Origin of the sequence: Micromonospora sp. NPDC004551, from assembly GCF_040609975.1 — a bacterium.
In the GTDB taxonomy this organism is placed as follows: domain Bacteria; phylum Actinomycetota; class Actinomycetes; order Mycobacteriales; family Micromonosporaceae; genus Micromonospora.
Map to the genome: position 1 here is coordinate 63,386 of NZ_JBEXLM010000028.1, position 26,087 is coordinate 89,472.

Annotated in this window: 24 protein-coding genes; 2 read left to right on the forward strand and 22 right to left on the reverse strand. The window is 73.9% G+C overall.

Features of this window, described 5'->3' with window-relative positions; genetic code table 11:
• The 9 genes from mihF to pyrR form a co-directional block, all read right to left on the reverse strand.
• Nucleotides 1-318, reverse strand: a complete 318-nt coding sequence (gene mihF / locus ABZW14_RS26980) for an integration host factor, actinobacterial type (protein ID WP_013285515.1) — start codon at nucleotides 316-318, stop codon at nucleotides 1-3.
• Between the two features lie 179 nt (nucleotides 319-497).
• Nucleotides 498-1,334, reverse strand: coding sequence for an orotidine-5'-phosphate decarboxylase (gene pyrF, locus ABZW14_RS26985; protein WP_355351572.1), 837 nt, complete (start codon nucleotides 1,332-1,334; stop codon nucleotides 498-500).
• Nucleotides 1,335-1,451: 117 nt separating this feature from the next.
• Nucleotides 1,452-2,726 (reverse strand): adenosylmethionine--8-amino-7-oxononanoate transaminase, encoded by a 1,275-nt coding sequence (locus ABZW14_RS26990; RefSeq protein WP_355351574.1) that lies wholly within the window; start codon nucleotides 2,724-2,726, stop codon nucleotides 1,452-1,454.
• 92 nt (nucleotides 2,727-2,818) lie between these two features.
• Complete coding sequence (locus ABZW14_RS26995) at nucleotides 2,819-3,835, reverse strand: quinone-dependent dihydroorotate dehydrogenase (RefSeq protein ID WP_355351576.1); 1,017 nt, start codon at nucleotides 3,833-3,835, stop codon at nucleotides 2,819-2,821.
• A 97-nt stretch (nucleotides 3,836-3,932) separates the two neighbouring features.
• Complete coding sequence (gene carB / locus ABZW14_RS27000; protein WP_355351578.1) at nucleotides 3,933-7,280, reverse strand: carbamoyl-phosphate synthase large subunit; 3,348 nt, start codon at nucleotides 7,278-7,280, stop codon at nucleotides 3,933-3,935.
• Nucleotides 7,273-8,418, reverse strand: coding sequence for a glutamine-hydrolyzing carbamoyl-phosphate synthase small subunit (gene carA / locus ABZW14_RS27005; RefSeq protein ID WP_355351580.1), 1,146 nt, complete (start codon nucleotides 8,416-8,418; stop codon nucleotides 7,273-7,275). The genes carB and carA overlap by 8 nt, the downstream gene beginning before the upstream one ends.
• The gene (locus ABZW14_RS27010; RefSeq protein ID WP_355351582.1) at nucleotides 8,419-9,696 is read right to left on the reverse strand and encodes a dihydroorotase; all 1,278 of its coding nucleotides are present in this window, start codon (nucleotides 9,694-9,696) and stop codon (nucleotides 8,419-8,421) included. It lies immediately after the preceding gene.
• Complete coding sequence (locus ABZW14_RS27015) at nucleotides 9,693-10,619, reverse strand: aspartate carbamoyltransferase catalytic subunit (protein WP_355351584.1); 927 nt, start codon at nucleotides 10,617-10,619, stop codon at nucleotides 9,693-9,695. Before ABZW14_RS27015 ends, ABZW14_RS27010 begins: the two co-directional genes overlap by 4 nt.
• Complete coding sequence (gene pyrR, locus ABZW14_RS27020; RefSeq protein WP_355351586.1) at nucleotides 10,616-11,197, reverse strand: bifunctional pyr operon transcriptional regulator/uracil phosphoribosyltransferase PyrR; 582 nt, start codon at nucleotides 11,195-11,197, stop codon at nucleotides 10,616-10,618. Before pyrR ends, ABZW14_RS27015 begins: the two co-directional genes overlap by 4 nt.
• 284 nt (nucleotides 11,198-11,481) lie before the next feature.
• Between pyrR and ABZW14_RS27025 the strand changes: the two genes are divergently transcribed.
• A complete protein-coding gene (locus tag ABZW14_RS27025; protein ID WP_013285505.1) occupies nucleotides 11,482-11,970 on the forward strand; it encodes a helix-turn-helix domain-containing protein in 489 nt (162 codons plus the stop codon).
• 106 nt (nucleotides 11,971-12,076) lie between these two features.
• Here the strand turns inward: ABZW14_RS27025 and nusB are convergent, their stop codons facing one another.
• The 4 genes from nusB to aroB form a co-directional block, all read right to left on the reverse strand.
• On the reverse strand, nucleotides 12,077-12,487 hold the full coding sequence (nusB, locus tag ABZW14_RS27030; protein ID WP_210406048.1) for a transcription antitermination factor NusB: 411 nt from the start codon (nucleotides 12,485-12,487) through the stop codon (nucleotides 12,077-12,079).
• A 23-nt stretch (nucleotides 12,488-12,510) separates the two neighbouring features.
• The gene (gene efp / locus ABZW14_RS27035; RefSeq protein ID WP_007075814.1) at nucleotides 12,511-13,068 is read right to left on the reverse strand and encodes an elongation factor P; all 558 of its coding nucleotides are present in this window, start codon (nucleotides 13,066-13,068) and stop codon (nucleotides 12,511-12,513) included.
• A 127-nt stretch (nucleotides 13,069-13,195) separates the two neighbouring features.
• Nucleotides 13,196-13,630: a type II 3-dehydroquinate dehydratase gene (gene aroQ, locus ABZW14_RS27040; protein ID WP_355351588.1), complete on the reverse strand. Its 435-nt coding sequence runs from the start codon at nucleotides 13,628-13,630 to the stop codon at nucleotides 13,196-13,198.
• Nucleotides 13,627-14,703, reverse strand: coding sequence for a 3-dehydroquinate synthase (gene aroB / locus ABZW14_RS27045; RefSeq protein ID WP_355351590.1), 1,077 nt, complete (start codon nucleotides 14,701-14,703; stop codon nucleotides 13,627-13,629). The genes aroQ and aroB overlap by 4 nt, the downstream gene beginning before the upstream one ends.
• Nucleotides 14,704-14,880: 177 nt before the next feature.
• Between aroB and ABZW14_RS27050 the strand changes: the two genes are divergently transcribed.
• A complete protein-coding gene (locus tag ABZW14_RS27050; RefSeq protein ID WP_355351592.1) occupies nucleotides 14,881-15,498 on the forward strand; it encodes a cytochrome c oxidase assembly protein in 618 nt (205 codons plus the stop codon).
• Here the strand turns inward: ABZW14_RS27050 and ABZW14_RS27055 are convergent.
• From ABZW14_RS27055 to ABZW14_RS27095, 9 genes are all read right to left on the reverse strand, one after another.
• Entirely contained in the window at nucleotides 15,408-15,917 is a 510-nt protein-coding gene (locus ABZW14_RS27055) for a shikimate kinase (RefSeq protein ID WP_355351594.1), read from the reverse strand. The two genes, ABZW14_RS27050 and ABZW14_RS27055, sit on opposite strands and share 91 nt — an antisense overlap.
• Entirely contained in the window at nucleotides 15,914-17,092 is a 1,179-nt protein-coding gene (aroC, locus tag ABZW14_RS27060; protein WP_355351596.1) for a chorismate synthase, read from the reverse strand. Before aroC ends, ABZW14_RS27055 begins: the two co-directional genes overlap by 4 nt.
• Nucleotides 17,093-17,216: 124 nt before the next feature.
• A complete protein-coding gene (locus ABZW14_RS27065) occupies nucleotides 17,217-18,032 on the reverse strand; it encodes a shikimate dehydrogenase (protein WP_355351598.1) in 816 nt (271 codons plus the stop codon).
• The gene (gene mltG, locus ABZW14_RS27070; RefSeq protein ID WP_355351600.1) at nucleotides 18,032-19,252 is read right to left on the reverse strand and encodes an endolytic transglycosylase MltG; all 1,221 of its coding nucleotides are present in this window, start codon (nucleotides 19,250-19,252) and stop codon (nucleotides 18,032-18,034) included. The genes ABZW14_RS27065 and mltG overlap by 1 nt, the downstream gene beginning before the upstream one ends.
• Nucleotides 19,249-19,710, reverse strand: a complete 462-nt coding sequence (ruvX, locus tag ABZW14_RS27075; RefSeq protein WP_355351602.1) for a Holliday junction resolvase RuvX — start codon at nucleotides 19,708-19,710, stop codon at nucleotides 19,249-19,251. The genes mltG and ruvX overlap by 4 nt, the downstream gene beginning before the upstream one ends.
• Before the next feature lie 74 nt (nucleotides 19,711-19,784).
• Nucleotides 19,785-22,463 carry an alanine--tRNA ligase gene (gene alaS, locus ABZW14_RS27080; RefSeq protein ID WP_355351604.1) on the reverse strand — a complete coding sequence of 893 codons (2,679 nt, stop codon included), beginning with the start codon at nucleotides 22,461-22,463 and terminating at the stop codon, nucleotides 19,785-19,787.
• Nucleotides 22,460-22,765, reverse strand: coding sequence for a hypothetical protein (locus ABZW14_RS27085; RefSeq protein ID WP_355351606.1), 306 nt, complete (start codon nucleotides 22,763-22,765; stop codon nucleotides 22,460-22,462). Before ABZW14_RS27085 ends, alaS begins: the two co-directional genes overlap by 4 nt.
• Nucleotides 22,766-22,796: 31 nt before the next feature.
• Nucleotides 22,797-23,258 carry a DUF948 domain-containing protein gene (locus tag ABZW14_RS27090; RefSeq protein WP_091321699.1) on the reverse strand — a complete coding sequence of 154 codons (462 nt, stop codon included), beginning with the start codon at nucleotides 23,256-23,258 and terminating at the stop codon, nucleotides 22,797-22,799.
• Nucleotides 23,259-23,412: 154 nt separating this feature from the next.
• Nucleotides 23,413-24,030, reverse strand: a complete 618-nt coding sequence (locus ABZW14_RS27095; protein WP_355351616.1) for a hypothetical protein — start codon at nucleotides 24,028-24,030, stop codon at nucleotides 23,413-23,415.
• Between the last annotated feature and the right edge of the window lie 2,057 nt (nucleotides 24,031-26,087).

Consider the following 26,087-nt stretch of genomic DNA (forward strand, 5'->3'; position numbering starts at 1 on the left):
TCAGTTGGCGGCGAACTCTCCAAGCAGCGCCTTGCGCTGCTGCTCGCCCAGGCCACGCAGCCGGCGGCTGTCGGCGATCTTGAGCTTCTCCATGATCTGGGTGGCCCGGATCTTGCCGATGCCCGGCATCGCCTGGAGCACGGCCGAAACCTTCAGCTTGCCCACGACGTCGTCGGACTCGGCCCGCTCGAGGACGGTGGCGAGGGTGGTCTTGCCCTGCTTGAGCTGCTCCTTCAGCTCAGCACGGGCCTTGCGGATCTCCGCGGCCTTCTCCAGCGCGGCAGCGCGCTGCTCGGGGGTCAGTGACGGGAGCGGCACCAGTTCTCCTCAGGTCCCTAGTACGGCGGGCGGGGCGCACCACCGCAGCTGTGAAACGTGGTGTCGCTGGCAACCAAAGGGGTCCGTGGTTCCCAGCGCGGGGAAAACTAGCGGTCAACGGCGTTTTCGGCAACGTGGGCGCGCGAAGATCAACCGAAAGTGACCGAGCCGTCAGTCAGTCACGCGGTGGCCAGGGCGGCCCGGCACTCGCCCAGCACCCGGTCGGTCGCGGCCCGCAGGGCGGCCTGGTCCGGCCCCGCGCCGAGCACCTCGCGGGAGTACGACGGCAGCACCGAGGGCAGGGCGGAGCCGAAGACGGTACGCAGGTCGGCGGCCGTCGCGCCCTGCGCGCCGAGCCCCGGTGCGAGCAGCGGACCGTTCACCGCGGTGAGGTCGTGACCGGTGTCACCGATCGTCGCGCCGACCACCAGACCGAAGCTGCCGAGCGGCTCGGCACCCCGGTTGAGCTGGGAAATCTCGTCGATGACGGTCTGCGCCACGGTGCGCCCGTCGGCCCCCACGGCACGCTGCACGGCAGCGCCCTCGGGGTTCGAGGTGAGCGCCAGGACGAAGACGCCACCGCCGTGCGCGGCCGCCAGCTCGAACATCGGGGCGAGCGAACCTACCCCCAGGTAGGGGCTCGCGGTGACCGCGTCGACATACAGCGGGCTGGATGGATCGAGGTACGCCGAGGCGTACGCGCTGACCGTCGAGCCGATGTCGCCGCGCTTGACGTCGAGGAGAACGAGTGAGCCCGAATTTCGCAACTGTCGGATAGTTGACTCAAGAATTCCGACACCACGGGACGCGAAGCGCTCGAAGAACGCCGACTGGGGCTTGACCACGGCCACCCGGTCGCCGATGGCCTCCACCACGATCCGGCAGAACCGGTCCAGGCCCTCGACGTCGTCGGGCAGGCCCCAGCGGGCCAGCAGCCCGGGGTGCGGGTCGATGCCCACGCAGAGCGGTCCCCGCTCGGCCACGGCCCGGTGCAGGCGGGCGCCGAAGGTCTCCATCGCGTCTCTCCCTCTCCTTGCGCGGCGACGGGCCGCGTCCTGTCCCGCGGCGGCGTCCCGCCGCCGGTGGTGCCGTCCGCCGGCCGGCAACGGCCGTCCGGCGCGTGGGGTGCCGGCTCAGCCGGCCTTGACCGCAGCGGCCACGCCGGCCGCGATCCGCGCCACGTCCGCGTCGTCGCAGACGTACGGCGGCATCGTGTACACGAGGTCCCGGAACGGGCGCAGCCAGACGCCCTGCGCCACCGCGGCGGCGGTTGCCCGGGGCAGGTCGACGTCGTGGTCGAGCTGCACCACGCCGATCGCGCCGAGCACCCGCACGTCGGCCACCCCGGGTGCGTCGCGCAGCGGCGCCAGGCCGGCCCTGAGCCCCTCGCCGATGCGGGCCACCCGGTCCGCCCAGTCGCCGGCCCGCAGCAGGTCCAGAGAGGCGTTGGCGACCGCGCAGGCGAGCGGGTTGCCCATGAAGGTCGGACCGTGCGCCAGCACCCCGTCGGCGGAGATGGCGCGGGCCACCTCGGGGGTGCAGAGCGCCGCGGCCAGGGTGAGGTAGCCGCCGGTGAGCGCCTTGCCGACGCAGAGCACGTCCGGGGCGACCCCGGCGTGCTCGGCCGCGAACATGGTGCCGGTCCGGCCGAAGCCGGTGGCGATCTCGTCGAAGACCAGCAGGATCCCGTGCGCCCGGGTCACCTCGCGCAGCACCCGCAGGTAGTGCGGATTGTGGAAGCGCATCCCGCCGGCCCCCTGCACCACCGGCTCCACGATCACCGCGGCCAGCTCGCCGGCATGCCGCTCCACGGCGTCCACCAGCGCCGCCTCGTACGCCGGGTCGGGCGGGGTGTCGAAGCCGGCCGGCGGCACCGGCGCGAACACCTGCCGGGGCAGCACGTCGCCCCAGAGGTGGTGCATGCCGCCCTCCGGGTCGCACACGCTCATGGGGTGGAAGGTGTCGCCGTGGTAGCCGCCCCGCCAGGTGCCCAGCCGGCGGCGTTCCGGCCGCCCCAGGGCCCGCTGGTACTGGAGGCACATCTTCACCGCCACCTCGACGCTGACCGAGCCGGAGTCGGCCAGGAAGACGTGTTCGAGGCCGTCCGGGGCCAGCTCCACGAGGGTCCGCGCGAGGCGTACCGCGGGCTCGTGGGTGAGGCCGCCGAACATCACGTGGCTCATCCGGCCGAGCTGGTCGGTGACGGCGGCGTCCAGCACCGGGTGGCGGTAGCCGTGGATGGCCGCCCACCAGGACGACATCCCGTCGACCAGTTCCCGCCCGTCGGCCAGCCGCAGCCGTACGCCCTCGGCGCTGTCCACCACGTACGGCGGGCTGGCCGGCGGCAGGGCCGCGTACGGGTGCCAGACGTGCCGGCGGTCGGCGGCGAGGATCTCCTCGGGCGTCACGGTTCTCCTTCGTGGTGTTTGGCCGGTTCCGACGACTCCAGCTCGGCGCGTCTGCCGCCGCGCCGCGACCCGGAGCCGGCGTCCGGCGCGGGTCAGCGCCGGGCGGCCGCCCGGGCCACCGACCGGACCAGGGCCGGGCCCCGGTAGATGAAGCCGGTGTAGAGCTGGACGAGGCTCGCGCCGGCGTCGAACATCCGGGTCGCGTCGTCCGGGTCGAGGATGCCGCCGACGCCGATCACCGGCAGCCGGCCGCCGGTCTCGCGGTGCACGAAGGCGACCACCTCGCGGGCGCGGGCGGCCAGCGGGCGGCCGGAGAGGCCGCCGGTCTCCGCACCCCGCGCCCGGTCGGCCGGGGCGAGCCCGTCGCGGGCCAGCGTGGTGTTGGTGGCGATCACCCCGGCCGCGCCGCGATCGAGGCAGACCTCCAGCAGCTCGGCGACGGCCGGCTCGGTGAGGTCGGGGGCGATCTTCACCAGCACCGGCTTCTCCCCCACCAGCGCCGCGAGCAGCGCGTCCAGGTGCGCCCGGTCCTGAAGGGATCGCAGCCCCGGGGTGTTCGGTGAGGACACGTTGACCGCGAAGTAGTCCCCGTGCCCCTTCAGCGCCCGGTAGGAGGCCAGGTAGTCCTCGACGGCGCCGTCCAGCGGGGTCACCTTGGACTTGCCGAGCGAGATGCCCAGCGGTACACCGAGCGGGCGCGGCAGCGCCGCCAGCCGGGCCGCGAGGGCCTCGGCGCCGGCGTTGTTGAAGCCCATCCGGTTGACCACGGCCTCGCTGTCGCGGAGCCGGAACAGCCGGGGCCGGGGGTTGCCCGGCTGGGCGTGCGCGGTGACGGTGCCGACCTCGACGAAGCCGAAGCCCAGCGCCGGCCAGGCCGGCAGCGCCACCCCGTTCTTGTCCATACCGGCCGCCAGCCCGACCGGATTGGGAAAGTCCACCCCGAACACGGTCCGCGGCGCCGGCATCAGATACCGCGCCCGCAACGCGGCGAGCACGGCCGGCCGCCGGGCCACCGAGGCCAGCCGCTCCAGCGTCCACTCGTGTGCCGCCTCGGCGTCCCCGCCCCCGATCCCGAACAACCGGGGCCGGACAACCCGCTCGAAGATCACCGCGCACCCACCGCCACCGCGGCGATCACGAGGTTGACGGCGGAGTCGGTCTCCTCGACCGCCGCCAACCTCATGATCGACGGGGTTGTCGCCGGGGTCACTCGCCGCCCCGGAGGGCGGCGTGCAGCTCCTGGAGGGGGCGGACCCGCATGTCGCCCCGGATCCTCGCCTCGATGCCCATCACCGCGGCCGCCGCGCCGGGCACGGTCGTGACGCACGGGATGTCCGCGGTCACGGCGGCGCTGCGGATCTCGTAGCCGTCGGAGCGGGCGCTCGCGCCGGAACCCTGCGGGGTGTTCACCACCAGGGCCACGTCGCCGCCGAGGATCAGCGACACGGCGTCCTCGCCCTCGCCCGACTCGTAGTGCTTGCGGATCTGCTCGCAGGCGATGCCGTGCCGGCGCAGCACCTCGGCCGTGCCCGTGGTGGCCACGATCTCGAAGCCCAGGTCGGCCAGGCGCTTGATCGGGAAGATCATGCCGCGCTTGTCCCGGTTGGCCACCGAGACGAAGATCTTCCCGGCGGTCGGCAGCGACCCGTACGCGGCCGCCTGCGACTTGGCGAAGGCCTGGCCGAAGCCGGTGTCGATGCCCATCACCTCGCCGGTGGACTTCATCTCCGGGCCGAGCAGCACGTCGATGCCCTTGCCGGACGGCGTGCGGAACCGCTTGAACGGCAGCACCGCCTCCTTGACCGCGATCGGGGCGTCGGGCGGCATGGTGCCGCCGTCCCCGGTGGGTGGCAGCATCCCCTCGGCGCGCAGCTCGGCGATGGTGGCGCCGAGCGCGATCCGGGCCGCCGCCTTGGCCAGCGGCACGGCCGTGGCCTTGGAGACGAACGGCACCGTCCGGGAGGCGCGCGGGTTGGCCTCCAGCACGTACAGCATGTCGCCCTGGAGCGCGTACTGGACGTTGAGCAGGCCCTTCACCCCGACCCCGCGGGCGATCTCCTCGGTGTAGCGGCGCACCTGCGCCAGGTGCGAGCCGGCCAGGGTGATCGGCGGCAGCGCGCAGGAGGAGTCGCCGGAGTGGATGCCGGCCTCCTCGATGTGCTCCATGACGCCGCCCAGGTAGACCGCGCCGTCGGCGTCGACCAGGGCGTCCACGTCGATCTCGATGGCGTCGTCGAGGAAGCGGTCCACCAGCACCGGGTGGTCCGGCGAGATGTCGGTGGCCCGGCCGATGTAGTCGCGCAGGGTCGCGTCGTCGTAGACGATCTCCATGCCGCGCCCGCCGAGTACGTACGACGGGCGGACCAGCACCGGGTACCCGATCTCGTCGGCGATCGCCTTGGCCTCGTCGTAGGAGGTGGCCATGCCGTGCGCCGGGGCGCGCAGCCCGGCCCGGGACAGCACCGCGCCGAACGCGCCGCGCTCCTCGGCCAGGTGGATCGACTCGGGGGAGGTGCCCACGATCGGCACGCCGGCGTTCTTGAGCCGCTGGGCCAGGCCGAGCGGGGTCTGCCCGCCGAGCTGCACGACCACACCGACCACGCCGGGTCCACCGGCCGACCGGCCGGACGAGTCCTCGGCGTGCCAGACCTCCAGCACGTCCTCGAAGGTGAGCGGCTCGAAGTAGAGCCGGTCGGCGGTGTCGTAGTCGGTGGAGACGGTCTCCGGGTTGCAGTTGACCATCACCGTCTCGTAGCCGACCTCGCGCAGCGCCTGCACGGCGTGCACGCACGAGTAGTCGAACTCGATGCCCTGCCCGATCCGGTTCGGCCCGGAGCCCAGGATGAGCACCTTGGGCCGGTCCGAGGGCCCGACCTCGGTCTCCTGGTCATAGGTCGAGTAGTGGTACGGCGTGGTCGCCTCGAACTCGGCCGCGCAGGTGTCCACCGTCTTGTAGACCGGCCGGATCCCGAGCCGGTGGCGCAGGGTGCGGACGCCGTCCTCGGCGGCCAGCTCGGGGCGCAGCGCGGCGAGCTGCCGGTCGGAGAGGCCGGCCCGCTTGGCCCGGCGCAGCAGCTGGGCGTCGAGCACCGGGGCGGCCACGATCTCGGCGCGCAGCTCCACGAGCGCGGCGATCTGGTCCAGGAACCAGGGGTCCATCCCGCCGGACGCCTCGGCCACCTCGGCGATCGACGCGCCCAGCCGCAGCGCCCGCTCGACCGTGTAGATCCGGCCGTCGTGCGGCATCCGCAGCGCGGCGAGGGTGTTCTCCTTCGTCGCCCCCTGCGGATCCGGCGCACTCCAGAACCCGGCGGACTTCGTCTCCATCGAGCGCATGGCCTTGTTCAGCGCCTCGGTGAAGTTGCGCCCGAGGCTCATCGCCTCGCCGACCGACTTCATCGTGGTGGTCAGCTCCTGGTCGGCGCCCGGGAACTTCTCGAACGCGAACCGGGGGATCTTCACCACCACGTAGTCCAGGGTCGGCTCGAAGGCCGCCGGGGTCTTGAGGGTGATGTCGTTGGGGATCTCGTCGAGGGTGTAGCCGATGGCCAGCTTCGCGGCGATCTTGGCGATCGGGAAGCCGGTGGCCTTCGACGCGAGCGCCGAGGAGCGGGACACCCGCGGGTTCATCTCGATCACGACGATCCGGCCGTCGGCCGGGTTGACCGCGAACTGGATGTTGCAGCCGCCGGTGTCGACACCGACCTCGCGGAGCACCGCGATGCCCAGGTCCCGCAGGCGCTGGTACTCCCGGTCGGTCAGCGTCATGGCCGGGGCCACGGTGACGCTGTCGCCGGTGTGCACGCCCATCGGGTCGACGTTCTCGATCGAGCAGACCACCACCACGTTGTCGTGGCGGTCGCGCATGAGTTCGAGCTCGTACTCCTTCCAGCCGAGCACGCTCTCCTCGATGAGCACCTCGTGCACCGGGCTGGCGGCCAGGCCGGAGCCGGCGATCCGGGTCAGGTCCTCGTCGGTGTGCGCCATGCCGGAGCCGAGGCCGCCCATGGTGAACGACGGCCGGATCACCACCGGCAGGCCCAGCTCGCCGACCGTCTCGCGGACCTCGTCCATCGAGTGGCAGACCCGGGAGCGGGGCACCAGCGCCGACGGGTCCTCCAGGCCGAGCCGTACGCCGGCCTTGGCCACGATGTCCTTGAACAGCTGCCGGTCCTCGCCCCGGTTGATGGCGTCGATGTTGGCGCCGATCAGCTCGACGCCGTACTTGTCCAGGACGCCGGCCTCGTGCAGGGCGACCGCGGTGTTCAGCGCGGTCTGGCCGCCCAGGGTGGGCAGCAGCGCGTCCGGGCGCTCCTTGGCGATGACCAGCTCGACGAACTCCGGGGTGATCGGCTCGACGTACGTGGCGTCGGCGAACTCCGGGTCCGTCATGATCGTCGCCGGGTTGGAGTTGACCAGGCTGACCCGGATCCCCTCACTGCGCAGCACCCGGCAGGCCTGCGTGCCGGAGTAGTCGAACTCGCAGGCCTGGCCGATGACGATCGGCCCCGACCCGATCACCAGGACGTGCTTGAGGTCGGTCCGCTTAGGCATCCTTGCGCCCCTCGATCAGCTCGGCGAAACGGTCGAAGAGGTAGTCCGCGTCGTGCGGGCCGGCCGCCGCCTCCGGGTGGTACTGGACGGTGAAGGCGGGCACGTCCTTGGCCCGCAGCCCCTCGACCACGTTGTCATTGAGGCAGACATGGGACACCTGGACGCCGCCGAACTCGGTGTCGATCACCTGGTCGGGGACCACCGCGCCGTGCGCCGCTCCCGGCACCTCGACCGCGAAGCCGTGGTTGTGGCTGGTCACCTCGACCTTGCCGGTGGCCCGGTCGAGCACCGGCTGGTTGATGCCGCGGTGGCCGTAGCCGAGCTTGTAGGTGCCGAAGCCCAGCGCCCGGCCGAGGATCTGGCTGCCGAAGCAGATGCCGAACAGCGGGATCCGCCGGCTCAGCACCTCCCGCGCCAGGGCGACCGGCCCGTCGGCGGTGGCCGGGTCACCCGGCCCGGGCGAGAAGAAGACCGCGTCCGCGCCGGTGGCCAGCAGGTCCTCGATCGAGGAACCGGCGGGCAGCACGTGCGTGGTCACGCCGCGGGCGGCGAGCCGGCGCGGCACGTTGCGCTTGATGCCCAGGTCCAGCGCCGCGACGGTGAACCGGTGCGTGCCCTGTGCCTGCACCACGTACGGCTCGGCGGTGGTCACCTCGGCGGAGAGGTCGGCGCCGACCATCCGCGGCGCGCGGCGGACCCGGTCGAGCAGGGCGGCCGCGTCGTCGTCGACGCTGGAGATGCCGACCCGCATGGCGCCGCGCTCGCGCAGGTGCCGGGTGAGCGCCCGGGTGTCCACGCCGCTGATGCCGACCACGCCCTCGGCGGCGAGCCGGTCCTCCAGCCCGCCGGTGGCCCGCCAGTTGGAGCCGATCCGGGCCGGGTCGCGCACCACGTAGCCGGCCACCCAGATCCGGCCGGACTCGTCGTCCTCGCCGTTGACGCCGGTGTTGCCGATGTGCGGCGCGGTCTGCACCACCACCTGCCGGTGGTAGGAGGGGTCGGTGAGGGTCTCCTGGTAGCCGGTCATGCCGGTGTTGAAGACGGCCTCACCGAAGGTCTCCCCGACGCTGCCGTACGCCTCGCCGTGGAACGTGCGCCCGTCCTCCAGGACGAGGATCGCGCTTCTGCGCTTCGCCATTTACTTGACAGCCTTTCCGTCCAGGACCGTCGGCTCGCCGCGCAGGAAGGTCGCCACGATGCGACCCGGCAGCGTCATGCGGGCGTACGGGGTGTTGCGACTGCGGCTGGCCAGCTCCGCCGGCTCGATCACGCGGCGGGCGGCCGGGTCGACCAGGGTCAGGTTGGCCGGCACGCCGGGGGCCGGGTCGAGGCCGTGCGCCTCCAGCCCGGCGATCCGGGCCGGGGCGCGGGACATCCGCTCGGCGATGAGATCCCACTGCGGCCCGAGCACGTCGAGCGCGATGGAGAGCGCCGTCTCCAGGCCGAGCATGCCCGGCCGGGCGTACGCCCACTCGCACTCCTTGTCCTCCACGGCGTGCGGCGCGTGGTCGGTGGCGACGATGTCGATCACGCCCTCGGCCAGGGCCGCCCGCAGCGCGGCGACGTCGGCCGCGGTGCGCAGCGGCGGGTTGACCTTGTAGACGGGGTCGTAGGTGGTGGCCTTCTCGTCGGTCAGCAGCAGGTGGTGCGGGGTCACCTCGGCGGTGACCTTCACCCCCCGCGCCTTGGCGTGCCGCAGCACCTCGACGCTGCCGGCGGTCGAGACGTGGCAGATGTGCAGGCGGCTGCCGACGTGCTCGGCCAGCAGCACGTCACGGGCGATGATCGCCTCCTCGGCGACCGCCGGCCAGCCGGTCAGCCCGAGCCGGGTGGAGACCTCACCCTCGTGCATCTGCGCGCCCTCGGTGAGCCGGGGCTCCTCGGCGTGCTGGGCGACAATCCCGTCGAACGCCTTGACGTACTCCAGGGCCCGGCGCATCAGCTTCGGGTCGGCGACGCAGTGCCCGTCGTCGGAGAAGATCCGCACCCGGGCCGCGGAGTCGGCCATGGCGCCCAGCTCGGCCAGCCGCTCCCCGGCCAGGCCGACGGTGACGGCGCCGATCGGCTGCACGTCGACCAGCCCGGCCTCCCGGCCGAGCCGCCAGACCTGCTCGACGACGCCGGCCGTGTCGGCCACCGGCGAGGTGTTCGCCATGGCGCAGACCGCCGTGTAGCCGCCGAGCGCCGCGGCCCGGGAGCCGGACTCCACGGTCTCGGCGTCCTCCCGGCCCGGCTCGCGCAGGTGGGTGTGCAGGTCGACCAGGCCGGGCAGGGCCACCAGGCCGGTGGCGTCGAGCACCGTGGCGTCCGGCGCGGCCAGGCCGGCGCCGGTCTCCGCCACGACACCGTCGCGGATCAGCAGGTCGATCGGCGCGCCGCCGACCACACTCACGTTCCGGATCAGGTACGCGGTCACCGGTTGTTCCCTCCGAGCAGCAGGTAGAGGACGGCCATCCGCACGGAGACCCCGTTGGCGACCTGTTCGACGATGGTGGAGCGGGGCGAGTCGGCCACCTCGGGCGTGATCTCCATCCCCCGGTTCATGGGCCCCGGGTGCATGACGATCGCGTGCCCGGGCAGCCGCCGCATCCGCGGCCCGTCCAGGCCGTAGCGGCGGGCGTACTCGCGGGCCGACGGGAAGTAGGAGTCGTTCATCCGCTCCCGCTGCACCCGCAGCATCATCACCACGTCCACACCGGGAAGAACGGCGTCGAGGTCGTAGGAGACATCGGTGCCGGGGGCGAGCGCGGGAGAGATGTCGACCGGGATGAGGGTCGGCGGGCCGACCAGGGTGACCTTCGCGCCGAGCGTGGAGAGCAGCAGCACGTTGGAACGGGCCACCCGGGAGTGCAGCACGTCGCCGACGATCGCCACGTGCAGGCCGTCCAGGCGGCCCAGCCGGGAGCGCATCGTGTAGGCGTCGAGCAGCGCCTGGGTGGGGTGCTCGTGGGTGCCGTCGCCGGCGTTGACCACCGAGCCGTCGACCCAGTTGGCCAGCCGGTGCGGGGCGCCGGAGGCGGGGTGCCGGACGACCACCGCGTCGGCGCCCATGGCCTGGAGGGTGAGCGCGGTGTCCTTCAGGCTCTCCCCCTTGGCCACGCTGGAGCCCTTGGCGGAGAAGTTGATCACGTCGGCGCTGAGCCGCTTGGCGGCCGCCTCGAACGAGATCCGGGTCCGGGTGGAGTCCTCGTAGAAGAGGTTGACCACGGTCCGGCCGCGCAGCGCGGGCAGCTTCTTGACCTCGCGGCCGGCCACGGTGGCCATCTCGGCGGCGGTGTCCAGGATCTCGGTGGCGGTGGCCGCGCCCAGGTCGGCACCGGAGAGCAGGTGGCGGATCATGAGACGCCTCCGTGGAGCCGTACCTCGTCGGCGCCGTCGGTCTCGGCCAGGGTGACCTTGACGTTCTCGGCGAGCGCGGTGGGGATGTTCTTGCCGACGTAGTCGGCGCGGATCGGCAGCTGGCGGTGTCCCCGGTCGACCAGGACGGCGAGCTGCACCGAGGCCGGGCGGCCGACGTCGCTGAGCGCGTCCAGGGCGGCCCGCACGGTGCGGCCGGAGAAGAGCACGTCGTCGACGAGGATCACCCGCCGGCCGTCGATCCCGCCGGGGGGCAGCTCGGTGGGGCCGACCGCGCGGGTGGCGTGCCGGCGCAGGTCGTCGCGGTAGAGCGTGATGTCCAGCACGCCGACCGGGACGGTCACGTCCTCGAAGGTGCTGATGCGGGCGGCGAGCCGCCGCGCGAGCGGGACCCCGCGGGTCGGAATGCCGAGCAGCACGGTGTCGGCGGCGCCCTGGGTCTTCTCCAGGATCTGGTGGGCGATGCGGTCGACCACCCGCGACACGTCGGCGGCGGCGAGGATCACCTTCACCGAGGGTTGTCGCGGCGGCGACGGGTGGGCAGCCGGTGGGTAGGCCACGGCGGACCTCCTTCCCCGCCTCACGGGACGGGTCGTTAAAGGACGTCTGATCGACTCCGGCGGGCCGCGGAGGGCCGGGACCGGGGCTTCACGCCACGTTACCAGCGGTCACCGGGCTGGCCGCCGCCGGCCTGACCGGCGGGTCAGCGTGGAGAAATGGGGACAAGCCGTACGGCCGGACAACCGGGGACGTCACGAACACTTGACCGCGTGTCGCAATCCCCGTACCGTCACGCTCCGTAGCGATAGCTGGGAGAACCCCGAGCAGCACTGGGAGTGTCCGAATGCCCTCTGAATACGCCAAGTCGCTGGGCGCCCGCCTGCGCTCCATCCGCCAGCAGCAGGGCCTGTCCCTGCAGGGGGTGGAGGAGAAGTCGAACGGGCGGTGGAAGGCCGTGGTGGTCGGCTCGTACGAGCGCGGCGACCGGGCCGTCACCGTGTCCCGCCTGGCGGAGCTGGCCGACTTCTACCGCGTGCCCGTCTCGGAGCTGCTGCCCGACGGCAGCGGGGTGCGCCACGAGCCCACCAGCAAGATCGTTCTGGACCTGGAGCGGCTCTACGACGAGGCCTCCGAGGACCTGGCCTACGTCGCCCGGTACGCCCGCGCCATCCAGCAGCAGCGCGGCGACTACAACGGCCGGGTGCTCTCCATCCGCGCCGACGACCTGCGCGCCCTCGCGATCGTCTACGACGCCTCGCCGTCGGGCCTGATCGAGCGGCTCACCGAGCACGGTGTGCTGGTCGCCGACCCCCGGGCGTTCTTCGCGTCCTGACGCACCGACACCAAGGGCCCGCGCCGTTCGGCGCGGGCCCTTCGTCGTCGGCGGCTCCGGATCGCAGCGCGGCGTCAGACGCGCCGAGCTGGAGCCGCCGTGAGCCTCAGCGGGTGGCGTACTCGGCGATCCGGCCGAGGATGCCGTTGAGGAAGCGCGGCGAGTCGTCGGTCGACATCTGCCGGGCCAACTCGACGGCCTCGCTGATCGCCACCGCGTCGTCGATCTCGTCGACGTAGAGCAGCTCGTAGACGGCGATGCGGGCCAGGTTGCGGTCGACCGCCGGCATCCGGTCGAGCGTCCAGCCCTCGGCGTAGCTGGCGATCACCTCGTCGATCCGGTCCAGGTGCGCCGCGACGCCCTCGACCAGACCGACCGCGTAGCCGACGTGCTCGGGGCGGGGCTTCTCGATCCGCTCCAGGTAGCCGGCGAGCACCTCGACCGGCGGCCGGTCCCGCAGGTCGGCCTCGAAGAGCACGTCCAGCGCCCGCTTGCGCGCCTTGCGGCGCGCCGGCATCTGCTGCTTGGGACCCTCGGCCATCAGGCGCGGCCGAGGTAACGGCCGTCGCGGGTGTCGACCTTGATCTTCTCGCCGGTGGTGATGAAGAGCGGCACCTGGACGGTCGCGCCGGTCTCGACGGTGGCCGGCTTGTTGCCGCCGGTCGACCGGTCGCCCTGGAGGCCCGGCTCGGTGTAGGTGATCTCGAGCACGACCGAGGTCGGCAGCTCGATGTAGAGCGGCACGCCCTCGTGGGTGGCGACGGTGGCCTCGGCCTCGGGGAGGAGGTAGTTGGCCGCCTCGCCGACGGTGCCGCCCGGGACGGTGATCTGGTCGAACGTCTCCAGGTCCATGAAGACGTAGTCCTCGCCGTCGGCGTAGAGGTACTGCATGGTGCGCTTGTCGACGGTGGCGGTCTCGACCTTGGTGCCCGCATTGAAGGTCTTGTCGACCACCTTGCCGGACAGCACGTTCTTCAGCGTGGTACGCACGAACGCACCGCCCTTACCGGGCTTGACGTGCTGGAACTCGACGACGGCCCACAGCTCGCCGTCGAGGTTGAGTACCAGGCCGTTCTTGAGGTCGTTGGTGGTGGCCATTTCCTGCCTTGATCATCAATTGGCGGACAGACCTACGAAGTCTACTCGCTGTGTCGAACCGGGTCGCCGTGCTGCACGCGGGCCACGCCCCACCGGCCCCGGCGCACCGGCCCGGACGTGCGGAACGTCACGCGGCGAGGCGCGCGGCCAGGTGCCGCAGGGCCAGCCGGTAGCCGTCCACGCCCAGCCCGCAGATCACCCCGGTGGCCACCGCCGAGACCACCGAGTGGTGCCGGAACTCCTCGCGGGCGTGGATGTTGGAGATGTGCACCTCGACCAGCGGGCCGCGCAGCATGGCGCAGGCGTCCCGGACCGCGATCGAGTAGTGCGACCAGGCGGCCGGGTTGAGCACCACGGCCGCACCCTCGTCGGCCGCCTCGTGCAGCCAGCCCAGCAGCTCGTGCTCGGCGTCGGTCTGCCGGACCACCACCTCCAGGCCCAGCTCGCGGCCGGTCTCCTCGCACATGGCCACCAGGTCGGCGTAGCTGGTCACCCCGTAGACGTCGACCTGGCGGGTGCCGAGCCGGCCCAGGTTCGGCCCGTTGAGCACGTGGACCCTCATGCGCTGATCTCCTCGTACGCCCGCGCCAGCAGCTCGTCCGAGGGCGCCTCCAGGATCGCCGGGCGGGCCAGGCCGTCCAGCACCACGAAGCGCAGCCGGCTGCCCCGGGCCTTCTTGTCGACCCGCATGGCGGCCAGCAGCTCCGGCCAGGCGTCGGCCCGGTAACCGGTGGGCAGGCCGAGCGCCGCCACCACGGCCTTATGCCGCTCCGCGGTGGCCGCGTCCAGCCGCCCGGCGAGCCGGGCCAGGGTGGCCGCGTAGACCAGGCCCACGGCGACGGCGTGACCGTGCCGCCAGCGGTAGCCCTCCACCTTCTCGATCGCGTGACCCAGCGTGTGCCCGTAGTTGAGCACCTCACGCACCCCGGACTCGCGCAGGTCACCGGAGACGACGTCGGCCTTGACCCGCACCGCCCGCTCGATCAGCTCGCGGGTCACCGGCCCGGCCGGGTCCAGGGCGGCGGCCGGGTCCCGCTCGACCAGGTCGAGGATCACCGGGTCGGCGATGAACCCGCACTTGACCACCTCGGCCATGCCCGCGGCCAGGTCGGCCGGTGGCAGGCTGTCCAGCGTCGCCAGGTCGCAGATCACCCCGGCGGGCGGGTGGAACGCGCCGACCAGGTTCTTGCCGGCCGCCGTGTTGATCCCGGTCTTGCCGCCGACCGCGGCGTCGACCATGCCGAGCAGGGAGGTCGCCACCGGCACCCAGCGCACCCCGCGCAGCCAGCTGGCCGCCACGAACCCGGCCAGGTCGGTGACCGCGCCGCCGCCCACCCCGACCACCGCGTCGGTGCGGGTGAAGCCGGCCTCGCCGAGCCGGTCCCAGCAGGCCGCGGCCACGTCGACGTGCTTGCCGGCCTCGGCGTCCGGCACCTCGATGAGCAGCGGCGTCACGCCGGCCGCGCGTACCCGCCCGGCCAGCTCCTCGGCCAGCCCCTTGAGCGGGGGCGCGTGCAGGAAGGCCACCCGCTCGGCGCCGGGCAGCAGCCGGGGCGGCGGGTCGAGCAGGTCGCGTCCCACCAGAACGTCGTACGGCCGGTCGCCGCCGACCGGGATCCGGGTCACCTCGTCCATCGCGGGCAGCCTAGTCGAGCGGGCCGCGCCGGGGCGGCGACTGTCCACTCCGTGGCAAGGACAGCATCACGGGGGGTTGACCGCGCGGACGCCGACGGTGACCGTGGGACGGAACCCCCCAACGGCGGAAGGGTCGGGATCCGGCCCTGCCCGGTCGACACGGTGCCCGGGCTCGGCATGCTGGCGCCGCTGGCCCTGGTGCTCGGCGCGCCCGGCACGCTGGCGCTGCGCACGGTGGACCGGCGGGTGGGCCGGGCGGCGCTGCGGCTGCTGCGGCACCCGGTCCTCCGGGTGCTCGCCCATCCGGTGACCGGGCTGCTGCTCACCGCGGGCGGGCTGTGGCTGCTGTACCTGACTCCGCTCTACCGGGCCACCCTGAACCAGCCGGCGCTGCACGCGCTGGTGCTGCTGCACTTCGTGCTCAGCGGCTACCTGTTCGCCTGGTCGATCGCCGGGCCGGATCCCGGTCCGCACCGGCCCCGGGTCCCGGTCCGGCTCGTGGTGCTCGGGGCGGGGGTGGCGGCGCACGCCGTGCCCGCCCAGCTGCTCTACGCGGGCGTGCTCGTGGACGTGCCGGTGACCGGGGACGAGCTGCGGGCCGGCGCCACGGTCATGTACTACGGGGGGCGACCTGGCCGAGATCCTGCTCGCCCTCGCCCTGCTCGTCACCTGGCGGGCGGAGCGGGCGCCCCGGCTGGTCCCGGTCAGGGCTTGAGCAGGGCTGCGATCTCGCTGGCGATCTCCTCCGGGGTGCGCCCGTCGGTGAGCACGGTCGCGGTGGCCACCTCGGCGTAGAGCGGGCGGCGCTGCTCCATGAGGTGCTTGAGGGTGGCACGCGGATTCAACGCCAGCAGCGGGCGGCCGGACCCCAGGCCGACCCGCTTCACCGCGTCGGGCAGCTCCACCGACAGGTGCACCACGGTGTGCCCGATCAGCGCGGCGCGGTTCTCCTCGGCGAGGACCGCGCCGCCGCCGAGCGCCAGCACCCCCGGGTGCGAGGCCAGCCCCGCCGCCACCGCGGCCCGTTCGAGGGCACGGAAGTGGTCCTCACCCTCGTCCACGAAGATCTCCGGGATCGGCTTGCCGGCGAGCTGCTCGATGTCGGCGTCGGTGTCGCGGAACTCCACGCCGAGCGCCGCGGCGAGCGCGTGCCCCACCGTGGTCTTGCCGGAGCCGGGCGCCCCGACCAGCACGCAGACGGGCCGGGTGCTCATTTGATCACCAGCGCGTCGAGGTAGCCGGACAGGTTGCGGCGCATCTCGGCGACCGAGTCGCCGCCGAACTTCTCCACCGCCGCCTCGGCCAGCACCAGCGCCACCATGGCCTCGGCCACCACGGCCGCGGCCGGCACGGCGCACACGTCCGAGCGCTGGTTGATGGCGGTGGCCGGCTCCCCGGTGAGCACGTCGACCGTGGACAGCGCCCGGTTCAGCGAGGAGATCGGCTTCATGGCCGCCTTCACCCGCAACGGCTCGCCGGTGGTGATGCCGCCCTCCAGCCCGCCGGCCCGGTCGGTGACCCGGCGCACGCCCGTGGCGGTGGGCAGGATCTCGTCGTGCGCCTCCGAGCCGCGGGAGCGCGCCTGCTGCCAGCCGTCGCCGATCTCCACGCCCTTGATGGCCTGGATCGACATCAGCGCGGTGGCGAGGCGGGCGTCGAGCTTGCGGTCCCACTGCACGTGGCTGCCCAGGCCCGGCGGCACCCCGTACGCCAGCACCTCGACCACACCGCCGAGGGTGTCGGCGGCCTTCTTGGCGGCGTCGACCTCGGCGACCATCCGGGCACTGGCCTCGGGGTCGAGGCAGCGCAGCGGGTCGGCGTCGATCCGGGCGGCGTCGGACGGGGTGGGACGCAGGCCGGGCTTGACGCCGATCGGGCCCAGCTCCACCACGTGGGAAACGATCTCGACGCCGAGGGCCTGCTTGACCAGGGCCTTCGCGACGGTGCCCACGGCGACCCGGGCGGCGGTCTCCCGGGCGCTCGCCCGTTCCAGGATCGGCCGGGCGTCGCTGTGGCCGTACTTCTGCATACCGGCCAGGTCGGCGTGACCGGGGCGGGGGCGGGTGAGCGGGGCGTTGCGGGCCTGCCCGGCCAGCTCCTCCGGGTCGACCGGGTCGGCGGCCATCACGGTGCGCCACTTCGGCCACTCCGAGTTGCCCACCCGGATGGCCACCGGGCTGCCGATGGTCACGCCGTGCCGGAGCCCGCCGATGACCTCGATCTCGTCCTGCTCGAAGGACATCCGGGCGCCCCGGCCGTAGCCGAGCCGGCGCCGGGCCAGCTCGCCGGAGATCTCCGCGGTGGTCACCTCGATGCCGGCGGGCACCCCCTCCAGCAGCGCGACGAGGGCGGGTCCGTGCGATTCACCTGCAGTCAGCCAGCGCAACACAGCGGTCAGTCTGTCACGCCCGGTGTCCGACACCTCGCACTGCCCGCCGCGTCCCGCCCTGCGGACGCGGCCGTCCGGCCGGCGGGCGCGCGGGGTGATCCCGGGACCCGGGCCGCCCCCGCGCTCAGGCCGCCGTGCGGGCCCCGGCCAGCGCGGCGCGCATCGCCTCCCGAGGCGCGGACACGCCGGTGAACTGCTCGAACTGGCCGACCGCCTGGGCCAGCAGCAGGTCCAGCCCGGAGACCACCCGGCAACCGGCGGCCAGCGCCGCCGCGGCGAGCGGGGTGGGCCACGGGTCGTAGACCACGTCGAAGAAGACGGTCGCCGGCCGCCAGTCGAAGTTGTCCGCGAGCGCGTCGGCCACGCCCTTCGGCACCGTGGAGACCACGAGGTCGGCCCGGGCGTGCGCCGGGTCGCCGTCCCAGGGCGCGCCCACCAGCGGGATCCCGACCGCCTCGGCCGTCGGCCCCAGCTCCCGCACCGCCTCCGGGCGGCGGGCCACCACGGTCACCTCGGCCGCGCCGATCCGGGCCGCCGCCGCGACGGCCGCCCGGGCGGTGCCGCCCGCACCGAGCACGGTGACGGTGGCGCCCGCCGCGCAGCCGGCGGCCGTGAGCACGTCGACCATGCCCGCGACGTCGGTGTTGTCGGCGTACCAGGTGCCGTCCGGCCGGCGTACCAGCGTGTTGGCGGCGCCGACCGCCGCGGCGACCGGCGAGGCCTCGTCGGCCAGCGCGAGCGCCGCCTCCTTGCCCGGCATGGTCACCGACAGGCCGGCCCACTCCGGGCCCAGGCCCGCGACCAGGCCGGCCAGCTCGTCGGCCCCGCAGTCGATCCGGGTGTACGACCACCCGGTCAGCCCGGCCGCCGCGTACCCGGCGTTGTGGATCACCGGGGAGAGCGAGTGGGCGATCGGCCGGCCGGCCACGGCGGCCTTCATCAGGTGCAGTTCTCCCCGGTGAGCACCTTGTTGTCGCACATCTGCTTCTGCAGCTTCCGGAAGTCGGCGTCGTTCGAGCCGTAGCCCATCGTGCCCTTCTGGTCGACCGTCATGAAGAAGATCCAGTCGCCGGGCGGCGGCTCCAGGGCGCCCTTGAGCGCGGCCTGGCCCGGGTTGCTGATCGGGGTGATCGGCAGGCCCGCCACGTTGTGCGTGTTGTACGGGTTCTTCAGGTCGTTGATCTCGCTCTGCAGCAGGTCGTCGGAGTCCTTCGGGTCCTTGCCCTGGAGGCGGAAGTAGTAGTTGATGCCGCTGTCGATGCCGAGGCACTTGCAGCCGATCTTGCCGGCGTAGACCCGGTTGTAGATCACCCGGGACACCTTCGGCAGGTCCACGGCGTTGACCGACTCGGCCTCGGCGATCGAGGCGGTGATCAACGCCTCGTACGGGGAGATCTTGCGCTCCTTCTGCGCCCGGTCGACGAAGTCGAGCTCCTGGGTGACGCGGAGGAACTCGTCCACCATCATCGACAGGATCTGCGCGGCGGTGGCCTTCGGCGGGATCTCGTAGGTGGACGGGTACAGGAAGCCCTCGATGCTCTTCGGGCCCTTCTTGCCGTCCTGCCGGTTGAACCAGAAGGCGGGCACGCCCAGCTTGACCGGGTCCTTCGCGGCGTCCTGGAAATCCTTGACCGGGATCTTGGTCTGCTTGGAGAGGATCTGGTAGATGTTCAGGCTGATCGTGCCCTCGGGGATGGTCACCCCGTTGATCACGCGGCTCTTCGGGTCGAGCATCAGCGTGATTACGTCCGCGGCCTTCATCTGCTTGCGGACCTTGTAGCGGCCGACCTGGATGTTCTTGCTGCGCGAGTTCGCGTCGGCGGCCTCGATGAACGCCTTGGTGCTCTTCACCACGCCCGCGTCGTAGAGGCTGTTCCCGATGTCGGTGAGCGTGTCACCGGACTTCACCTCGACCAGCGCCTCGCCCGTGCCGGGGCCGTCGTAGTCGGGGGTGACGAAGTGGTTGCGGATCCGGTCGAAGCCGACGTAGGCGCCGCCGCCGATGCCGCCCAGCAGCACGAGTGCCATCAGCAGGGCGAAGATGGTCTTGCCGCGGCCGCCGCCCGACTTGCCGTTGCGCTTGCGCACGGCGCCGCGCCGGTGCCGGCCCTTCTCCCCCCTCTCCGCCTCGTCGAAGCCCAGGTCAAGATCGTCGATCATTGCGTCCGCCTCCGCTGCGCGTCCAGCCAGCTCTGCAGAATCTCCACCGCGGCGGCCTGGTCGACCACCGCCCGTTGGCGCTTACCCCGGACGCCCCGTTCGGCCAGCCTACGACTCGCCACGACGGTCGACATCCTCTCGTCCGTCAGCGTCACCGGAATCGGCCCCATTACATCGGCCAATCGGTCAGCGTACGCCGAGACGTTCGCCGCGGCCGGGCCGTGCTTTCCGGCGAGGTTGACCGGCAGGCCCACCACGATCTCGACCGCCTCGTGCTCCGCGGCCAGCCGGACCAGCTCGGCGATGTCGGTGGGCACAACGTCCGGCTCGGCCGTCAGGTCACGGGCGAGGGTGACCAGCGGGGTGGCCAGGATGCCGTGCGGGTCGGAGCGGGCCACCCCGACCCGGACCTGGCCGACGTCGACGCCGAGCCGGACACCACGGGACAGTTCAGCCATCTACCGGACACCTTCTCCCCGGTACGGGCCAGGGCGGACCGAGCGGTCCGCCCTGGCTTCCATCGGTGCGCACATCAGGCGTCGGCGATCGCCTTCTCAACGGTGGCCAGCAGGTTCGGCGCCTCGGCGGCGGGCAGGCCGCCGCCCTGCGCGAGGTCGTCACTGCCGCCGCCCCGGCCGGAGAAGGCAGCCTTCACCAGGTCCTTCGCGGTCAGGCCCCGGCCGCGGGCGGCCTGGTTCACGGCCACCACCAGGGACGCCTTGCCGTTGGCCCGGGCGGCCACGGCGACCACGGCCGGGCGGGCCGGGTCGATCCGGCCGCGGATCTCCTGGGCCAGGGTCCGCACGTCGTTGCCGGCCGCGCCCTCGGGCGCCTCGGTGCCGACGTACGCGACACCGCGAACGTCCTTCGCCTGCGCCGCCAGGGCCGCGGCCCCGCCGAGCACGAGCTGGGCGCGGAGCTTCTCAAGCTCCTTCTCCGCGTCGCGGAGCTGGGTGACGGTCTGCTCCACCCGGTCGGCGACCTGGTCGCCGGGAACCCGGAACAGCTCGGCCAGCCGGGACACCAGCAGGTGCTCGCGGGCCAGGAAGCCGAAGGCGTCCATGCCCACCAGCGCCTCGATCCGGCGCACACCGGAACCGACCGACGCCTCGGAGAGGATCTTGACGAGGCCGAGCTGGGCCGAACGCGCCACGTGGGTGCCGCCGCACAGCTCCCGGGCGTAGTCGCCGACCTCGACGACCCGGACCCGCTCGCCGTACTTCTCGCCGAACAGGGCCATGGCGCCGATCCGGCGGGCCTCCTCCTGCGTGGTGATGAAGGCGTGCACCTCCAGGTCGGCCAGGAGCACCTCGTTGACCTGCTGCTCCACGTCGTGCAAGACGCTCGGCGCCACCCCGGTCGGGGTGTTGAAGTCGAACCGCAGCCGGCCCGGCGCGTTCAGCGAACCCGCCTGGGTGGCCGACTCCCCGAGGAAGTTGCGCATGGTCTGGTGCACCAGGTGGGTGGCCGTGTGCGAGCGGGAGATGGCCCGCCGGCGGGACACGTCGATCTCGGCGTAGCCGGTCTCACCGGCCCGCACCTCGCCGCGGAGCACCTTGGCCCGGTGCACGATCAGCCCGGGCACCGGCTGCTGCACGTCGAAGACCTCGAGCTGGCCGCCGCCGACCGTGATCAGACCCTGGTCGGGCTGCTGGCCGCCGCCCTCGGCGTAGAACGGGGTGGTGTCGAGCACCAGCTCGATCGTGTCGCCCTCGACCGCCGCGGCCACCTCGGCGCCACCGGACAGCAGCGCCCGCACCCGGGACTCCCGGGTCAGCTCGGTGTAGCCCGTGAACTCCACCGCCCCGCCGCCGTCGAGCACCGACCGGTACGCCGACACGTCGGTGTGCCCGGTCTTGCGCGCCTGGGCGTCGGCCTTGGCCCGGCTGCGCTGGTCGGCCATCAGCCGGCGGAAGCCCTCGGCGTCGACCTGGAGGCCCTGCTCGGCCGCGATCTCCAGGGTCAGGTCGATCGGGAAGCCGTACGTGTCGTGCAGCTGGAACGCCTTGTCACCGGAGATCGACGCCTGCCCGGCCGACTTGGTCTCCGCGATGGCGGTGTCCAGGATCGTGGTGCCCGCCCGCAGGGTGGCGAGGAACGCGTCCTCCTCGGCGTACGCGTACTGGGAGATCCGGCCGAAGTCCTCGGCCAGCTCCGGGTAGGACGGTGCCATGCAGTCCCGGGCGACCGGCAGCAGCTCGGGCAGCGCCCGGTCCTGGTAGCCGAGCAGGCGGACCGCCCGGATGGCCCGGCGCATGATCCGGCGCAGCACGTAGCCGCGGCCCTCGTTCGACGGGGTCACGCCGTCGCCGATCAGCATGAGCGCGGTGCGCACGTGGTCGGCGATCACCCGCAGCCGCACGTCGTCCGGGTGCGACTCGCTGGCCACGTGGCCGGAGTGCGCGCCGTAGCGCTTCCCCGTCAGCTCGGCGGCCCGGGCCAGGATCGGCCGGACCTCGTCGATCTCGTAGAGGTTGTCGACGCCCTGGAGGATCGAGGCCATCCGCTCCAGGCCCATGCCCGTGTCGATGTTCTTCGCGGGCAGCTCGCCGAGGATCGGGTAGTCCTCCTTGCCGGTGCCCGGGCCCCGCTCGAACTGCATGAAGACGAGGTTCCAGAACTCCATGTAGCGGTCCTCGTCGACCGCCGGGCCGCCCTCGCGCCCGTACTCCGGGCCGCGGTCGTAGAACAGCTCCGAGCAGGGGCCGCACGGGCCGGGGATGCCCATCGACCAGAAGTTGTCCGCCTTGCCCCGGCGGACGATCCGCTCGGCGGGCACGCCGACCGACCGCCAGATCTGGAACGCCTCGTCGTCGTCCAGGTAGACCGTCGGCCAGATCCGCTCCGGGTCCAGCCCGAAGCCGCCCGCCTCGACCGGCTTGGTGACCAGGTCCCAGGCCAGCGGGATGGCGCCGTCCTTGAAGTAGTCGCCGAAGGAGAAGTTGCCGTTCATCTGGAAGAACGTGCCGTGCCGGCTGGTCTTGCCGACCTCGTCGATGTCCGGCGTCCGGATGCACTTCTGCACGCTGACCGCGCGCCGGTAGGGCGGGGTCTGCTGTCCCAGGAAGTAGGGGACGAACTGCACCATGCCGGCGTTGACGAACAGCAGGTTCGGGTCGCTGATGGCGGGCAGCGGAGCGGACGGCACCACGGTGTGGCCGTTGGCCTCGAAGTGCGCGAGGTACCGCCGCTTGATCTCCGCCGTCTTCATCGCTGGTGCTCCTCCGGAAAAATCTCTCGGTCACCGATCCGCGGGTCCTCCCGCAGGTCGGCGAACTGGTCGTCGTACGCCTCGCCGCGGGCGAAGGCCTCGTGGATCTCGTGCTCGCGCTCGGCCATCCCGGCCCGGACGTCGTCCACGAAGCTGCGGACCGACTCGACGAGACCGCCGGCGGACTCGGACAGCCCGCTGGCGATGCCCGCCGGCGTGTACGCCTGCGCCGTCTTGGTGGCCTTGCGGACCACCAGGACGCCCACGGCCAGCCCGATGCCCAGCCAGAACAACCGCCTCATGCTCTCATCCTCACGCTGTTCGCCGGCCGGGTCAGCGGTTGCCGCGCCTGGCGGCCCGGCGCTGCTGCTTGATGGTGTCGCGCACCTCGCGCTCGGTCTCCGCGTGCCGGCGGGCGGCGGCGGCCTTGCGCACGCCGTAACCGAACGCGGCCACCTTGACCAGCGGGTTCGCGGCGGCGGCCGAGACCACGGCGGCCAGGTTCGCCACGTTGGCGGTGACGTTCTGCGCGTGGGTGGTCATGGTGTCCACCTTGGCGAGTTGGAGGTTGACACCGTCGAGGGAGGTCTGCACCTGCTCCAGGGCGGTGTTGACGTTCTTCACCGTGGTGTTCACGTCACCGAGCAGCGGCGCGGTGCGGTCGTTCAGGTCGGCGATCATCCGGGTCGTCGCGTCGACGGTGTGCCGCAGCCGCAGGATCGGCACCGCCAGCACGAGCACCAGCATCAGGAACGCGCCGGCCGCGATCAGCGCAGCGATCTCTCCACCACTCACGCGCATGTCCTCCTCAAGCAGTGTCCCGGGGCCCGACGCCCCGGGACGCGCGACCGTACCTACCCGGTCCGTCCCCTGCCGACCCCTGACCGGTCGGCGGGCACCGGACGGGCCCCGCCAGCCCCAGACCCTACCGTCCGTGATGGAAACCGGCTCACGACGGTGAGGGTGTCGCCTCGCCGAGCGGATCGTCGGTGAGGGTCGGGTACGGGTCCTCACCGGTGAGTGACGGATCGGTGCTCGGCTGTGGTCCGGTGCGCTCGTCGTCGATCGCGTTGCGCACCTTCACCGACACCAACGAGCCGGTGCACTTCCCCGCTGCGGGCGCGGGGGCCGGAGACGGCGCGGACTCGCCCGCCACCGGTGCCGGCACACAGGTGGGGTCGCGCACCCAGAGGTCGAGGGTGAGTTCGTCGCGGCGCCAGCAGGTGTAGCTCCCCTTGACCTGCTGCTCCGGACAGCGGTCCACCTTCCAGCGCCGCCAGCCGTCCTTCGACAGGGCCGCCTCGTAGACCGGCGCGGTCTCCTTCCAGGCCTTCTGCGACTCGACGGTGCGTTCCCGCAGCCGGCAGTCCTGAAGGCACCATCGGCTGCCGCTGACGTTGTCGACGGTCTTCGTCGCCGCCCAGGACGGCACGCTCAGCGCGTCGAGGGTGTCGAAGACCGGGTCGCGGCTCAGCGTGCGCAGCCCGAAGTAGAGCGGCACCGCGCCGAGCAGCACCAGGCTGACCAGGGCGAGGATGCCCATCCGCAGCCGCCGCCGCTCGCGCATCTGCCGGCGGATCTCGGAACGGGCGCCGCGCAGGCCACCCACCGCGTCGTCGGGCTCCCCCGGCGCGGCCTCGGCCCGGCGCAGCGCCGGTCCGGCGCCGTCGCCCGGTCCCGGCCGCGCCACCGCTGGCTCCCCCGGCGGTACGACCGCGGCGGCCCGCGCCACCGCCGGCTCCCCGGGCGGTACGACCGCCGCCGCCCGCGCCACCGCCGGCGCGCCGGGTCCCTGCGGCGCGGCGCCCGGATTACCGGGTCCGGGCCGGATGGGCTCCGGCGGAAGCGGGTTCCCCCGGCCGGGCGTCCGCTCGTCCGGCCCCGCGGGGCGGGCCACCGAGGCGGCCGCCCGGGCCACCGGGGGACCACCGGGCGCGGTGCGCGGCTCGCCGGCCGGGTTCAGGTCGCCGGCCGGGTGCAGGTCGCCCGTCGGCACTCCGCCGTCCGGGCGGCCCGGGCCGCGGGCGGGACGACGCGCGTCGCCGCCGGCCGCTCCGGGGCGCACCGGCGCGGCGGGACGACGGCCGGCGTCGGGACCGGTCCGCTCCGGATCGCCCGCGGCCGGGAAGCCACCGGCCCGGGCCGGGTCGCCGGCCGGACCACGTCCGCCGGGACGGTCGCCGGTCGGCAGGCCACCCGTGCGCGCCGGGTCACCGCCGAGGGGGAAACCGCCGGTGCGGGCGGGGTCGTCGCCGGGCGGGCGCCCCCCGGGCCGGGAGGCGGCGGCCGTCAGTCCGCCGGTGCGGTCGTTGTCCGGCCGGGCGGCGCCACGGGCACCGTCGCCGGGGGCGGCCGGGCCGCCGGGCCGGGCCGGGTTGCGGGCGGGGCCCGGCTGATCGGGCTTCACGGGTGGCACCGCCGCACCGGCGCGTCCGGCCGCGCCACGGTCGGTACCGGCCGGCCCACCGCGCTGCGCGGCAGCCGGATCGTCGGCCGGCCCACCGCCGGGGCGGCGCACCACCGGCATGGCGGGGTCGCTGTGTGCGGTGCGTCCGGCCTGCCGCAGCCAGTCGGCGGGCCGCTCGGGCCGCTGCGACCGTGGCTCGTCGGCGGCCTCGCGGGCCGCGCGTCGCGGGGCCGGCGGAGCGTCGCCGGTTGCGCCGGGCCCGGCCGGGGCGTCTGGTACGGCCCGGCGACCGGGCGGAGTGTCGGGTGCGGCACGGCGGCCGGGCGCGGGCGGGACGTCGCCGGGGGCATGGCGGCCGGCGGCCGGCGCCGTGTCGTCGGGAACGCCGCGGCGTCCCGGCGCTGTTCCGGCATCGCCCCGCCGACCGGCCGGCATCGCGGCCTCGTCGGGAGCAGCACGCCGGCCGGAGCTCATCGCGGCCTCGTCCGGAGCAGCACGCCGGCCGGACGTCATCCCGGCCCCGTCCGGAGCGGTCCGCCCGCCGCGCGGCGCGGCGGTCGTGTCCGGCCCGCCGCGCCCACCGGCCGGCGTCGGGTCGCCGGGAGCGGCCCGGCGACCGGGCGGGGCCGCCGGACCGTCGGGCGCCGCGCGCCGGCCGGTCGGCGGGACGTCGGCAGCAGGCCGGGGGCCGGGTGCGGCGCCGGCCGGGGCGCGGCGCGGGGCCGGGGTGGGTCCGTCCGGGCGACGGCCGGCGTCGGGACCGGCGCCGGGCACGGGCGGGGCGTTGCCGCTGCGCGGCACCGCCGGCTGGTCCGGTTCCCCGGCCCGGCGGCGGCCACCGGGCGGGCCGCCGGCACCGTCCACGGTGGGCATGCCGGCGGTGGACTGGTCCGGGCGCTGCGGGGCGCGGCCACGCCGCGGCTCGGTGTCGCCCGGCTGCGTCCCGCCGGTCGCCGGGCCGGTGGGCCGGCCGGGCGCGGCGGCGCGCGCCGAGGGCACGCCGGGCTCGACGGCGGCGCGCCGGCCGGCGGCCGGGACGGGCCCGACGGCGGGGTCGGCACCGCCCGCGGCGGCCCGGCGGCCGGCGGTCGGCGGAGCACCGTCGGGGGCGGCCCGACCGGCGGCGCCCGGGGCCGGGCGGGCGCCCCGGTCGGTGGCGGGTGGACCCCGACCGCCCCCGGCGGGGGCGCCCCACAACCGGGGCGCCCCCCCGCCCG